The sequence below is a fragment of the Pseudomonas sp. AD21 genome (genome assembly GCF_002878485.1).
Classification (GTDB): Bacteria; Pseudomonadota; Gammaproteobacteria; order Pseudomonadales; family Pseudomonadaceae; genus Aquipseudomonas.
Genome location: NZ_NQYG01000018.1, coordinates 86,995 through 100,659, shown reverse-complemented (window position 1 = coordinate 100,659; position 13,665 = coordinate 86,995). Strand labels below are relative to the sequence as shown.

The 13,665-nt window shown below is 60.2% G+C and carries 11 protein-coding genes; 4 read left to right on the top strand and 7 right to left on the bottom strand.

Features of this window, described 5'->3' with window-relative positions; translation table 11 throughout:
• Positions 1 to 137: 137 nt before the first annotated feature.
• The 3 genes from PseAD21_RS13940 to PseAD21_RS13930 all read left to right on the top strand — a co-directional run bounded on the left by PseAD21_RS13940 (position 138) and on the right by PseAD21_RS13930 (position 2,828).
• Complete coding sequence (locus tag PseAD21_RS13940) at positions 138 to 995, top strand: glucose 1-dehydrogenase (RefSeq protein WP_102356197.1); 858 nt, start codon at positions 138 to 140, stop codon at positions 993 to 995.
• 6 nt (positions 996 to 1,001) lie between these two features.
• Complete coding sequence (locus tag PseAD21_RS13935; protein ID WP_102356196.1) at positions 1,002 to 2,345, top strand: sodium:proton antiporter; 1,344 nt, start codon at positions 1,002 to 1,004, stop codon at positions 2,343 to 2,345.
• A gap of 186 nt (positions 2,346 to 2,531) precedes the next feature.
• Positions 2,532 to 2,828 carry a hypothetical protein gene (locus PseAD21_RS13930; RefSeq protein WP_102356195.1) on the top strand — a complete coding sequence of 99 codons (297 nt, stop codon included), beginning with the start codon at positions 2,532 to 2,534 and terminating at the stop codon, positions 2,826 to 2,828.
• Between the two features lie 53 nt (positions 2,829 to 2,881).
• On the opposite strand, the gene PseAD21_RS13925 is transcribed toward PseAD21_RS13930, so the two are convergent.
• From PseAD21_RS13925 to PseAD21_RS13905, 5 genes are all read right to left on the bottom strand, one after another.
• A complete protein-coding gene (locus tag PseAD21_RS13925; RefSeq protein WP_102356194.1) occupies positions 2,882 to 3,418 on the bottom strand; it encodes a hypothetical protein in 537 nt (178 codons plus the stop codon).
• A gap of 77 nt (positions 3,419 to 3,495) precedes the next feature.
• Positions 3,496 to 5,418, bottom strand: a complete 1,923-nt coding sequence (locus PseAD21_RS13920) for a PAS domain-containing sensor histidine kinase (RefSeq protein ID WP_102356202.1) — start codon at positions 5,416 to 5,418, stop codon at positions 3,496 to 3,498.
• Between the two features lie 96 nt (positions 5,419 to 5,514).
• Entirely contained in the window at positions 5,515 to 6,423 is a 909-nt protein-coding gene (locus tag PseAD21_RS13915) for a zeta toxin family protein (protein WP_102356193.1), read from the bottom strand.
• 188 nt (positions 6,424 to 6,611) lie between these two features.
• Entirely contained in the window at positions 6,612 to 8,897 is a 2,286-nt protein-coding gene (locus PseAD21_RS13910; RefSeq protein ID WP_102356192.1) for an ATP-dependent DNA helicase, read from the bottom strand.
• Complete coding sequence (locus PseAD21_RS13905; RefSeq protein WP_102356191.1) at positions 8,894 to 10,546, bottom strand: VRR-NUC domain-containing protein; 1,653 nt, start codon at positions 10,544 to 10,546, stop codon at positions 8,894 to 8,896. The genes PseAD21_RS13910 and PseAD21_RS13905 overlap by 4 nt, the downstream gene beginning before the upstream one ends.
• Positions 10,547 to 10,751: 205 nt before the next feature.
• On the opposite strand from PseAD21_RS13905, the gene PseAD21_RS13900 reads away from it, so the two are divergent.
• Positions 10,752 to 10,976: a YgdI/YgdR family lipoprotein gene (locus PseAD21_RS13900; RefSeq protein ID WP_102356190.1), complete on the top strand. Its 225-nt coding sequence runs from the start codon at positions 10,752 to 10,754 to the stop codon at positions 10,974 to 10,976.
• Positions 10,977 to 11,022: 46 nt separating this feature from the next.
• On the opposite strand, the gene PseAD21_RS13895 is transcribed toward PseAD21_RS13900, so the two are convergent.
• Positions 11,023 to 11,397, bottom strand: a complete 375-nt coding sequence (locus PseAD21_RS13895; protein ID WP_102356189.1) for a hypothetical protein — start codon at positions 11,395 to 11,397, stop codon at positions 11,023 to 11,025.
• A 239-nt stretch (positions 11,398 to 11,636) separates the two neighbouring features.
• Entirely contained in the window at positions 11,637 to 13,490 is a 1,854-nt protein-coding gene (locus tag PseAD21_RS13890) for a polyurethanase (protein WP_102356188.1), read from the bottom strand.
• Positions 13,491 to 13,665 lie beyond the last annotated feature (175 nt).

Genomic DNA, 13,665 nt, shown 5'->3' with positions numbered 1-13,665 from the left:
CCGCCTTCGCGAGCAAGCCCGCTCCCACGTTGGTTTTGCATTGCCATGGCAAGAAATGCGCCGCAAATCCGATCGAACTCACGGCAAACCGTCCGGGTCAACCATCCATACCCGCCATGAGACCCCGGAGATTTGTGATGACCGACTACCCAAAACCACCCTTTCCCGCCCAAGCCCAAGCCGTTCCCGGTGCGCAACGAAAAATGGAGCCGTACCCCGATTGTGGTGAACAAAGCTACGTCGGTTCCGGACGACTGACCGGCAAGATTGCACTGATCACCGGCGCCGACAGCGGCATCGGTCGCGCCGTGGCGATTGCCTTCGCCCGTGAAGGCGCGGACGTTGCCGTGGCCTACCTTGATGAACATGACGACGCCAAAGAGACCGCGCGCTGGGTCGAACAGGCCGGTCGTCAGTGCCTGCTGCTGCCCGGCGACATCGCGCAAAAAGCTCATTGCCAGGCGCTGGTGGACAAGACCGTCGAACGCTTCGGGCGCATCGACGTGTTGGTCAATAACGCCGCGTTCCAGATGACCCACGAAACCTTTGAAGAAATCCCCGACGAAGAATGGGTGATGACCTTCGACGTCAACATCACGGCGATTTTCCGTCTGTGCCAGGCGGCGATCAAACACATGCGCCCCGGTGCGTCGATCATCAACACCAGCTCGGTCAACTCCGACCTGCCCAAGCCGACCCTGCTGGCCTATGCGACCACCAAAGGCGCGATTGCCAACTTCACCGGCGGCCTCGCACAGATGCTCGGCCCAAAGGAAATCCGCGTGAACTGCGTCGCCCCCGGCCCGATCTGGACACCGCTGATCGTCTCGACCATGCCGGATGACGAAGTGCAGAACTTCGGTGGCAATACCCCGCTAGGCCGCCCCGGGCAACCGGTGGAAGTGGCGCCGATCTATGTGCTGTTGGCCTCGGATGAAGGCAGTTACATCACCGGTCAGCGCTATGGCGTGACGGGCGGCAAGCCGATGCTGTAAGCATTCATGAGCTTTGTCATCTGGATCGCGGTGCTCGGTGCCGTTTTGCTGACCCTCGCGCTGACCTCTTCGTATCTGCGCTGGATGCCGGTCACCACGTCGGCCGTGTGCCTCTTGTTGGGCATCGGCATTGGTCCGAGCGGCCTCGGCCTGTTGAAGCTGTCGGTGGAAAACGCCTCGGTCTGGATGGAACACCTGACGGAAGTCGCGGTATTGTTTTCGCTGTTTGTTTGCGGACTGAAGCTGCGTCTGCCGTTGCACGGCAAGCGCTGGCGGATCGCATTCGGGCTGGCGGGACCGGTGATGGTATTGACCATCGCCGGGGTCAGCCTGTTGCTGCATTGGGGTTTGCAATTGGCTTGGGGATCGTCGCTGCTGATCGGCGCGATCCTGGCACCGACCGATCCGGTGCTCGCCGCGCTGGTGCAGGTCAACGATGCGCGGGATGTCGACAGTGTGCGTTTTGGCCTTTCCGGTGAGGCTGGATTGAACGACGGGATTGCCTTTCCGTTCGTGATTCTCGGGCTGCTGCTGATTCATGGCGAAGGCAGTTCCGGCGAGTGGCAGGACTGGTTGTTGCGCAGTCTGTTATGGGCGGTTCCCGCAGGACTGCTGACCGGGTACTGGATGGGGCGCGGCATTGGGCGGGTGACACTTTCGCTACGCATCCGTAACGACGACAGTACGCTGAGCCCGAATGATTACCTGGCGCTGTCGCTGATAGCGCTGGCTTACGTCGGCGCAGACGCCATCGGCGGTTATGGTTTTCTGGCGGTGTTCGCCGCTGGCCTGGGCTTGCGTCAGGAAGAAGTGAAATCCACTGGCGCCAGCCAGCCACCCGCTGAACACCTGGTGCAGCCGGTGGTCGGTCATCAGAACATCGAGCCGCAACATGCGGTGCACGGCAATACCGAACGGCTGGAGAGCAGTCAGGTCGCCGCCGGGATCATGATGGGCGACATGCTGTCGTTTGGCAGCCTGGTGGAACGGGCAATGGAAGTGTTTCTGGTGACCCTGCTCGGCGTGGTGTTGGTGGCACATTGGGACTGGCGGGCGCTGCTGGTGGGCGCGGTGCTGTTCTGCGTAGTGCGTCCAGCCTGCGTGGCGCTGATGCCGTGGGGCGCATTGCTCGACGCGCGTCAGCGGCTCTTGATCGGCTGGTTCGGCATTCGCGGGATCGGCAGCCTGTTCTACCTGTTTTATGCCTTGAACCATGGCCTCAGCGCCCCGCTCACCACACTGTGCACCGACATTACGCTGTCGGTGGTGGCACTGAGCATTTTGCTGCACGGCATCAGTACTCAGCCGCTCCTCGCCCGCTACGAACAACGGCAAAAACGAAAAGCCTGATTTTTCCGCGCGTGTTCTCGGGTTAATCCATCGAACTTTCTTCTAAAAATAAATGGATCCGCCTGCAGATCCTGGCAGTCACAACCATAACCCCTCGCTGGATGCACTCGGCGGGGTCCGGCAGGTTCGGTTCCCCTGCGGCTCGCAGCCCATGAAAAGGAATCTTTGAATAACAAGGTTACGGTCATGAAAGAATGCTCGACTCCTGCACAAATCAAGGCTTGCAGGGCTTTGGCCCTGGAACGCAATCGTCAATTGTTCGAAGACGCCCACGCCCTCAACCGAACGGCTCACGAGCTGCTGGAAGCGGACAACCTGGATATCGAACAATTTGAGCGTTATCGAGCATTGCGCCGCAAAGCCGATGCGAAGTTCGAGGAAGCCATCGACCATTTGTGTGTCCTCAACGAGGACTTTCCACCGATTCCGATGTCGCCGCATCACTCGCAGGAACTGCGGCGGCAGCTTGAAACCGTCGAATAAACCGCACAAAAAAAGCCCGGCTGTGAAGTCCGGGCTTTTTCTTTGGGCGGCGATCAGGTCCCGGGATTGGTCACCTGAATAAACACCGCATAAGTCCCCAGCAGCATCCAGAACGTGGCAAAAATCCACGGTGTGCGCACCGAAAACAACAGCGACTTGCGATAGCCCTTGTGGCTCCACTCCATTTCACTGAACAGCGGCGACTCGTCGTAGGCCAGGCCCATGATCGGCTCGCTGCGCAACAACTCGCTTTGTTTGTAGTGCCAGTGGTCGATGATGTCGTAAGCAGCACGAATGCCGGGCCAGGCGTTGAGCGAACTGAGCAGCCCGAGCAGCGCCAGAAACGGCGGCACCACCAGGGTGAACAGCTTGCCCCATTCCGGGTTGAGATTGGCCATGCACGACGCAAAAGCAATCACCAGAAATGATTGCGCCGCCAGATAGGCATCGGTGCGATTGGCGAGGATGCTGGTTTCGTACTGGATTTCCTTGCGATAAAAATCCAGCCGTTCCTTGGGGGAACCGAACATTTTCGCGTTGTGTTCGGTCAGCACTTCTTCGGCGGTGGGCTGGGTCAGTATGCGAGGCAAGGGACGCACGCTCCGGGGCAGGGAAAGTGTTTAGAAGCGCCCCCTCACGCACTAGTTCAGCCGGATCTGTCGCCCGGTCATTTCATCGACTGGGCAATGATTTCCACAAGATTGAGTTGGGTGAACGGCTTGGGCAGACGCGGCAGTTGAGCCGCAAAGCCTTCCAGGCGTTCGGCGTATCCGGTGGCCAGAATGATCGGCAGGTCCGGTTTGAGCAGACGCACCGCATGGGCCAGTTGCGCACCACTCATCTGCGGCATGGCCATGTCAGTGATCAGCAGGTCGATGACTTCTCCCTGATCGAACAGCATCAGCGCATTGGCTCCAGAGGTGGCACTGACCACGCGATGCCCGAGGTCTTCGAGCAGCAACGTGGTGCTGGTCAACACCAGCGAGTCATCGTCCACCACCAGCACACTGAGTCGCGGCACCGCCGCCGGTTCAGTGCCCGGATACACCGATGACCTGGTTACGCCGCCCGCCGCGACCGGCAGCCAGAGTTCCGCCACCGTGCCGTGCCCCTTCTGGCTCTTGAGAATGAAGCAGCCACCGAGCTGTTCGATGAATCCGTGCACCATCGACAACCCCAGCCCGGTGCCCTTGCCCAGGCCCTTGGTGGTGAAAAACGGGTCCCGGGCCGACGCCAGCGTGTACTCGTCCATGCCTTCACCGGTGTCGACCAGACTCAGGCAGACATAACGCCCCGCGGCCAGGCTGGAATGGTTTTGTTCAAGGACGACTTCCGGTCGTGCACTGATCACCACGCTGCCGCCATCGGGCATGGCATCCCGGGCATTGGTCGCCAGATTGAGCACCGCCAGTTCCAGTTGGTTGGTATCGGCCAGCACCGGCTCCAGCCCTTCGGGCAGCGACGTTTCGATGCTGATCCCCGGGCCCAGCGAACTGCGCAACAGCCCGGTGAGGCCTTGTACCAGTTGTGCGACGTCGACCGGCTCGGTCTTGAGTTCCTGACGCCGGGCAAAGGCCAGCATGCGCTGGGTCAGCGACACGCCGCGCAATGCACCCTGGGTGGCGTTTTCCAGCAGACGGTTGATTTTCGGGTCATCACCGACGCGCTTGCGCAGGATCTCGAGGTTGCCGAGGATCACGGTCAGCAGGTTGTTGAAGTCATGGGCGATGCCGCCACTGAGTTGGCCGATGGCCTGCATCTTCTGTGCCTGGAACAATGCTTCACGAGTTTTTTCCAGCGCCTGCTGCGACTGATGTACCTCCGTCACGTCGCGGGTAATCTTGGCGAAGCCGAGCAGCGTCCCGGTATCGCCGCGGATGGCATCGACCACCACATGCGCGAAAAACCGGCTGCCATCCTTGCGCACCCGCCAGCTCTTGTTTTCGAAACGCCCTTCCCGCGCTGCGGTCTCCAGCGCCCGTTGCGGCTCGCCGTGCTCACGGTCCTCAGCGGTGTAGAAAATCGAAAAATGCTCGCCGATGATCTCTTCCGGCCGATAGCCCTTGATCCGCTGCGCGCCCTGATTCCAGTTCGACACCCGACCGTCAGGGCTGAGCATGTACAGCGCGTAGTCGGTCACCCCCTGCACCAGCAGACGGAACTGCTGCTCGCTTCGCTTGAGGGTTTCTTCGGCCATCTTGCGGTCGGTCAGGTCGCGGGTGATCTTGGCAAAGCCCAGCAGCGTCCCGTCCGGATCGATGATCGGATCGATCACCACATGGCACCAGAAGTGTGTGCCGTCCTTGCGTACCCGCCAGCCCTCGCCTTCGAATCGCCCTTCGCGGATCGCCGTGTCCAGTGCGCGTTGCGGTAAGCCGGCAGCGCGATCCGGCGCGGTGTAGAAACGAGAGAAGTGCTCGCCGAGAATCTCTTCCTTTTCGTAGCCCTTGAAGCGTTTGGCGCCGGAGTTCCAGCTGGTGATGATGCCGTCCGGGTCGATCATGTAAATCGCATAATCAACCACCGCATCGATCAGCAGACGAAAACGCATCTCCTCGATCGCGGCGGTTTTGCTCGGGTTCTCACTCATCAGGTTCACCGCTGGTTTTTGTTAGCCCAAGTATGCGGTAAAGCGACACCTTGGGAAGTGCAAACACGCTTCAATCGATGGCCACGGGTTCGATCTTCAACGATTTACGTATTTGACAATGCGAGAGTACAAGGCGTTGTAAACAAATTCGGGAATCTGCTCGGCATATTGAGCGGTTTTTTGCAGGGCCAGATGGCACTCCTTGATCATCTCGTCACGCTCGGCAAGGCTGTTGACGGTGTTGCTCGCAATGCTTTCATAAGTATCGTAGCTGTACGGTTGTCCGGTCGAAGTCAGCTCCAGAGCACCCTGCGCGTTTCGTGTGCAGGTGCTGTGCCCGCGCAGCACGCGTTCCTTCAACGCACCCAGTCCGCGCTCATAGAGGTAGATCTGCGATCCCTCAACGGTTTTTGCCGCGTCCTCGAGTTGGCAGATCACTGCATGGGCGTTGTTCATGCTGGTTTTCAGATCCGAAGACCTGACAAACCGTTCCAGTTCCGACTTCTCCAGGCTTTTCAACCCGCGCTTGACGTTCGACAGAAAAGCAAAGGCATGCCCGCACGCAACAATGTGAGCTTCCAGCTGATAACCGCTTGCCGTGGCAGCGCTCGGCAGCGCGGCAAATTCGATGCTGTCGAAGGCGCACTCGATGATGATGTCGAGTTTGCGCCGGAAAGCTTCCTCGAAAAGTTTGCCGCACACCTCTCTCACAAAGTCCTCACTGTGTTCATAGGCATGCAGTTTGCCCAGCTTGACCATTTGCGCGTATTGAGGGTGCTCTTCGCGATATTCCGGTTTGTACAGGCGCACATAGTTGGCGTATTGGCCCGACGTCAGCAGACTCTTTTCCAGCAGATAGGTTTTGCCTGAGGCCTGGACGCCAGCGGTAATCAGCATTCGCGGGATGGTCTCGGCGGTTTTGCCGGAGAACAGTGTGGCGCTGATCTTGTTGAAGGCCTGGATGACGTCGGCGGGGCTGTAGGTGTAAGCGGTGGTGACGGTCATGTTTTGATGTCCTTATCAAAATATCGAGGGCAGATTCAGGTCTGCCTTCTCAATAAAGCCTGATTGCGGACGTTGCGCAAAGAGCGTATCACGACAAGATATGTCACTGATTTTATGATGAGTTTTCCTACGCCAGCATCGAAAAAGACCCACCTCTCCTGGGCTATAAACGGACAGAATGTACCGCTTCATCCTGCCTGGATCGTTGCGTTTTCGTCTGTGCCGAGGGACCACCAGCGTGGCAACAGTTGCTGAATACGCGGTTCGGCAAAGCGGTCGTCGATCAGCATCACCACGCCGCGATCCTGTCGCGTGCGGATTACCCGTCCGGCGGCCTGCACCACTTTCTGCACGCCGGGATACAAATAGGTGTAGTCGTAACCGGCACCGAAAATCGCCGCCATGCGCCGCTTCAACTGCTCGTTGACCGGGTTGAGCTGGGCCAGACCCAACGTCGCAATGAACGCTCCGATCAGACGGGCCCCGGGCAAATCGATGCCCTCGCCGAATGCACCACCCAACACGGCGAAGCCGACGCCCTGGCTCTCGGCGGTGAATTGGTCGAGAAACGCCTGTCGCTGCCCTTCCGCCATGCCCCGCGACTGCTGCCACAGATTGATCTGCGGATGGCGTTCGGCGAGCAGCGTCAGCACCTGTTGCAGGTAATCGAAGCTGCTGAAGAACGCCAGATAATTGCCCGGGCGCTCACTGAACTGGCGGGCGATCAGTTCGACAATCGGTTCCAGCGACGCCTGACGGTGGTTGAAGCGCGTGGAGATCCGGCTGACGATCTGCACCTGTAATTGTTCAGCGCTGAAAGGTGATTCCACGTCGATCCATACCGTGTCGGCAGGTGTACCCAGCAAATCGGCGTAATAGTGCCGTGGGCTCAGCGTCGCCGAGAACAGCACGCTGCTGCGCGCCGCTTTCAGCCGTGGACCGATGAACGCGGCCGGCACCACATTGCGCAGGTACAGCTGCGACAGCGGCCGTTTGCGCTCGAGGTCGCGCTTGCTGATGTCGAACAGGTAATGCTCGTCGAACAGTTCCGCCACCCGACCGAACTGCAACATGTCGAAATAGAAGGCCTGCAGGGCGCTGTCGAGTCCCTGCGGATGATCGTTGAGGTAATCGCCAATGGCAGCGCTGCACAGGGACACCGCTTGCAGCAGTTTCTCCGGAGCCTTGTCGTAAGCCTGGTACGGCGCCAGTTGCGGCTGATGCAGCGCGTTCCATTCACGGTTGAGCCGTTGCAGGGATTTCTTCAAGGCTTCAGGGGCAGACTTGCGCACGCTGGCCAGCGCGGCCTGATCGAGACTGGCGCTGTACATCGACCGCCCGCGTTCGACCAGGTTGTGCGCCTCATCGGCCAGGACCGCGACTTTCCATTGATTGAGCTGGGCGAGGCCGAACAGCAGCGCGCTGAAATCGAAGTAGTAGTTGTAGTCCGCCACCACCACGTCGGCCCAGCGGGCCATTTCCTGGCTCAAGTAATACGGGCACACCGTGTGCTGGCGGGCCACCTCGCGCATCGCCGCCTGATCGAGCAGATTGATCCGGCTCGCCGCTTCACGGGCGGCGGGCAGGCGATCATAAAAGCCCTGGGCCAACGGGCAGGACTCGCCGTGACAGGCCTTGTCCGGGTGTTCGCAGGCCTTGTCCCGGGCGACCATCTCCAGCACTCGCAAGGGCAGGCTTTCACCCTGTTCGAACAACACCTGACTGGCATCCAGTGCCAGTTTGCGCCCCGGGGTCTTGGCGGTCAGGAAGAACACCTTGTCCAGTTGCTGCGGCGCCAGCGCCTTGAGCATCGGGAACAGCGTACCGAGGGTCTTGCCGATTCCGGTGGGCGCCTGAGCCATCAAGCAGCGGCCGGTGCTGACCGCTTTGAACACCGATTCGGCCAAATGCCGCTGGCCGGGGCGAAAGTCCGCGTGGGGAAAGGCCAACGCCTGCGCCGCCCGATTCCGCGCTTCGCGATGGGCCATTTCCTGCTCGGCCCAGTCGAGGAACAACCGGCACTGCGCCTCGAAAAAAACCTGCAAGTCTGAGGCGCTGAAAGCCTCGACCAGGCAGGTTTCCTTCTCGCTGACGATGTCGAAATACACCAGCGCCAGATTGATCTGCTCAAGCGCGAGCTTGCGACACATCAGCCAGCCGTAGATTCTCGCCTGCGCCCAGTGCAGCAGGCGATGGTTGGCCGGTTGCTTGCTCAGGTCGCCGCGATAGGTTTTGACTTCTTCCAGGCAGTTTTGCGCCGGGTCATAGCCGTCTGCCCTGCCCTTGACCTTCAGTTGCAGAAATTCGCCTTCGAGCGCCATTTCGCTCTGGTATTTGTCGCTACGCCGCGAGGCCACAGTGCGGTGCCCGAGCATGCCTTCGAGCGCTGTCGGCGACGGGGTAAAACGCAGGTCAAGGTCGCCGGTCTTGGCAGTGAACTCACACAACGCGCGCACCGCAATGTTGTAGCTCAAACGCTCTGCTCCGCCCATTGCACGTAACACACGGCGACCGGCATCCGGTGTTCGTGGCAGAACTCCAGCCAGCGCAGTTGATTGTCCTGCAAGCGGTCACCGGGACCTTTGACTTCAATCATCCGGTAGGTCCTGTGCTGCGGCCAGAACTGGATCAGGTCCGGCATGCCGGCGCGGTTGGCCTTGATGTCGAGCAGCAGGCGATTGAACCAGTGCTTGAGGTGTTCGGCCGGCAGACAGGCCAGCGCTTGCTCAAGCAGCTCTTCATTCAAAGCGCCCCAGAACACGAACGGCGACTGCACGCCCCATTTGGTCACGAAGCGCTCGCGAATGGTCGCGGCATACCGGCCGTCGTCGAGCTCGTCCAGACAGGCCTGGAACAGTTCGGCGCGGCGTTGCTGGAAGTCTTCATTGAGCAGGTCCACCGGCCCGCGTTGAAACGGATGAAAGAACGCCCCCGGCAGCGGCGCAAAGATCGCCGGCCAGCACAACAGGCCAAACAGCGAGTTGATCAGACTGTTTTCGACGTAATGCACCGGGCCGGCGTCTTCGTGCAGGTGCGCCTGAACGTAGCACTCCACCGACAGTGCCGGGTCGGTGCGCGGCAATTGCAGGTCGAGGCGTTCAACCGGTCGTGGCGCTTGTCGTTTAAGCGGTGGCCCGCCGAGTTTGCGCCGCAGTCGCGGCAGCATCCGTTGCAGGCTCTGCTGTTCGGCGGCGCTTTCCGGCGCCTGTTCGGCGAAGGTGGCGAGCTCCAGCGCCAGTGCGTATTCGCCGCAGCGCTCCAGCACCCGGATCACTCGCTGGCGGGCACCGGGGTACGCGCACTCGCGGTAAATACTCAGGGCCAGGGCAAACTCGCTGATGCGCTCGCAGTACTGGCCGATCTGGAAGAGCAGCTTGCCGCGCCGGCGTTGCAGCCACGGGTTGGCAAACTGCAGCGCGCTGACCTGTTCAACAATGGTTTGCAGCGGCTCACCGGCTTCGAAGCGCAGCTGGCAGTGATGCAGGAACAGGCAGGCATCGACGTCTTCACGGCTGCGCAGGCCGCGGGAGTCGGCGCAGAACTCGACTTTTTCGTAGGTGAAGATGCCGAGGTCGGCAAGGACGAATTCCGACCAGTCCTGATAAAGATTGCCGAAGAACATCAGGCGCAGGCGGTCGCACAGGTCCATGATGGTCAGGCTGAGCAAACGTTCGGCGAGCGTCGGCGCCCAGTCGGACAGACTGCGCGATTCAGTGAACTGCTCGGCCAGCGTCGGCAGCCAGTCGTCCTTGCGGCCCTTGGGTTGCTCGATGAAACTGCCGAACGTCTGCAGGAGTTCGGCCTTGAGCAACACGTCGAACACCTCCGTCACCGTCAACCGAGCCTGATCGTCGAGCCAGCCGTGACTCAGCAATGGTTGCGCGGCGTCGCTGATGTCACCGATTTCTGTGTAGTTGAGTTTGCCGAGGCGAAAATGCACGCCCTTGCGCATGACCATCCGCACCAGCAAACCCTGCGAGGCACGGGGCAGTGACTTGAAGTCGCGGATAAATCCGTGCTCGGATTCACTCATCACGTCGGCATAGCGAAGTTCAAGCCAATCAAGCACTTGCCGGAAGTTGTTGAGGTAATAGAACGGATCGTCGAGGGGGTTGGCTATCACGGGAATTCTGGGCCATGGCGGGCGAATACTGGTTATGCGTACAGATACCAGCTCTGCCCTGTGGCGTGCAAACGGAAATAGATCAATGGCGGCGGCAATCGGGATTTTTTCAGGGTGCCATCGAACTTTTCGCGGCTTGATGGCACCAACCGCGTTAGAGACCGACAACGGTCAATTGATATGGAATGAGGTATTAGAGGTGGGTATGAACATCAAGACTCTGGGTCTTCCCCTGGTGGTAGTGGCCCTGCTGGCATTGGCCGGCTGCTCGACACCGACCGTGGTGACCTTGCAGAACGGCACTCAGTATTTGACCAAGGACATGCCGAAAACCAAAAACAAGGACGGCTTCTATGAGTTCGAGGATATTTCCGGGGCCAAGGTGAAGGTGCGCTCCGATGAAGTGGCCACGGTGCGCAAGGAAGACTGACCGGTGCGCGTGGAGCTGCCGCCATGGCAGCTCCTGAATCCGGTGTTTACTCGGGCATCGTCAGGCCCAAAATGCTGTTATCGCAGCTGAAATACTGTTCACCCCGGCGCGCCAGTTCGGCTTGCAGGCGTCGGCAGCGTTCCAGATCCCGTTGGGTCATGCGGTCAATGCTCAGGTTACCGGTGGCTTGCGCTTGTTTGCTGTCACCCTGCCGAAACGTCACGAACGGCTGTTCGGGCTGAATCTGAAACAAACTTTTCTCTTCGACCGGTTCGACCGCTTCGGTCTTCGCAGGCTTGGGCAGTTGATCGGTACTGACCCCGTAACGGCTGAGAATCGAGGTTGGCGGCAGATCGGCCCAGGCATTGGCCGATAACAGCGCCAATCCGATAATCGCGACATACCCCTTGAACCTTCTCACGTGTGCATCTCCTGTACTCAATGGCGGCTAGCTATAGAACGTGTGTGCACGTGCTGGCTTTAGGCCGCTTTTACTGTTTGCAGAGCTTTTGAGTCAGGGTGTGGCTATCGAGTCACTTCCAATACCGAGTTAAATCCTTCGCGAGCAGGCTCGCTCCCACAAGGTCTATGTAAACGACACAGATCCAGTGTGGGAGCGAGCCTGCTCGCGAAGAGGCCCTTACCGGCGCCACCTCAACCTCAGGCGATCACAATGCCATCGGCGTGCAGACTGTTGAGCGCCACCCCGACCAGCGTCACCGAGTCATTGCCAAACGTCAGCACCGTGTCCTGCCCCACCGTCGTGGCATGGGCGCGGAAGTCGTCGGCGGGCAATACACCCTGCACGCCAAGGAACACCAGTTTGTCGTTGGACGTAAAACCGACCACCCGGTCCTGACCAAACGCGCCGTTGAAGAGGAACGTGTCCGCACCGCCCCCCGACTCCATCAGGTCATTGCCGGCGCCACCGACAAACACATCGTTGCCGGCACCGCCGATCAGGTGGTCATTGCCGTCCAGACCGAACAGCCAGTCACCCGTGGCATGCGCCTTGAGCGTGTCGGCGCCGCTGGTGCCTTTGACGCTGGATTCATACTGGGTGACGTTGTTGCCGACCTTCAGGCCGCTGGCCGTGACGCTGTGGGTTACGTCATCCTTGAACAGGCCCCAGAGAAAGCCCGGCTCCTTGGTGACGATGCTGCCGATGTCGCGGGTGATGCTGATTCCGCCGTTGGCGTCGCGGATGTACAGGTTACCGGCGCCGTCGTTGGCGAAGTCGAACTTGTTCACCGATTGCTGCAAGTCGAGGGTGTTGTTGCCGGCGCCGCCGAGGATGACGTTGTAGCCGCCACCATCACGGAAGGTGTCGTTGCCGGCGCGACCTTCGAGGTAGTCGTTGCCGCTGCCGCCCTGGATCAGGTCGTTGCTGTCGCTGCCGATGATGAAGGTGCTGCCCTTGTGGGTTTCGGCGTTGCGGTTCAAGTCCTGCACCCAGGTGTTGGCCCGCGCCGGGTCCGACAGGTTGGCGACGATGATCGTCGAGTCCTTGCTGGTCAGGTCGTAGAACTTCGACTCGATGATCCGGTTCATGCCGTCGCCGTACGCAGTCGGCAGGTGCGAGATCCAGGTCGGGATGTTGAGGATGGAGAACGGCAGCAGATTCCACGCGGTCGAGGCGTAGTGATCGTTGAAGCTGACAATGTTGTCGGTGGCCGATTCCTTGGGCGCATCGTGCACGCCGACCGAGGCGCCGGTGAAGGTCGAGCCGTCGAGGGCGCGGAATACCGGATCGTTTTCGTAACCGACGTTGAGCACCTTGTCAGTGCTGCTCTGGGTCGGCGAGGCGTAGGCGATGTAGTTGGAGTCGGCGAAGAACCCGCCCCACTTGCCGCCGCTCAGGTCGGCCATGCTGTTGACTGCCAGCCCGCCAAGGCTGTGGCCGCTGACCAGCACGTCCTTGCCGGTGAGGCCGTTGGCCTTGGCGAACGCCACCACATCGTTGAGCAGATTGCCGAACGCTTCGCCGACGTAGTTCTTGGCGTAATCCTTGGGACCGAAGGCCGCCAGCAGGTCGTTGATCACGTCGCCGATGGAGTCGAGGGTCAGGTTTTCCCGCGGGCCGCTGGTGCCGCGAAAGGCCACGCCGATTTCCGTGAGATGGCCCTGAGCGTCGTACTTGCCGAGGATTTCGACCTGCGCCGTGGTGTAACCGGCCTTTTCGCCGAAGAAGGTTCCCCGGGCGTCAGTCTTGCCGTCGTAACCCAACTGCGAAGCAGTGATGGGTGTCCAGCCCGCCTTTTTCACCGCGTCGAGGGCGAGTTTTTCCGAGTCGGGGTTCCACGGAATACCGGGGATCACCCCTTGCGAATCGGTGCCGCCGAGCAGCGCCGTGACCAGCGTTGCAGGCAGACCGAGACCGAAGCCATTGTGCTGATAGCCAGTGGCAAAGCCGTTATCGAGGTTGTGATAGGAATACAGCGTGATCGCCATGGCATCGCTGAACAACGCCTTGGAATCGGCTGTACCGAAGTTCTTGTAGTCATACACACCCATTGCCATTGCCTCTCTTTTGTTGGAATTGTCAGAGATAGCTCACAGCCAGGGCGCCCCTCACGGGCACGCCCCGGAGCATTTCAGTACTACTTGTTGCAGATTTTCCCCTGTGGGAGCGGGCTTGCTCGCGAAAGCGGCGTATCAGCGACAGCAATGTTGACTGACACGACCCCTT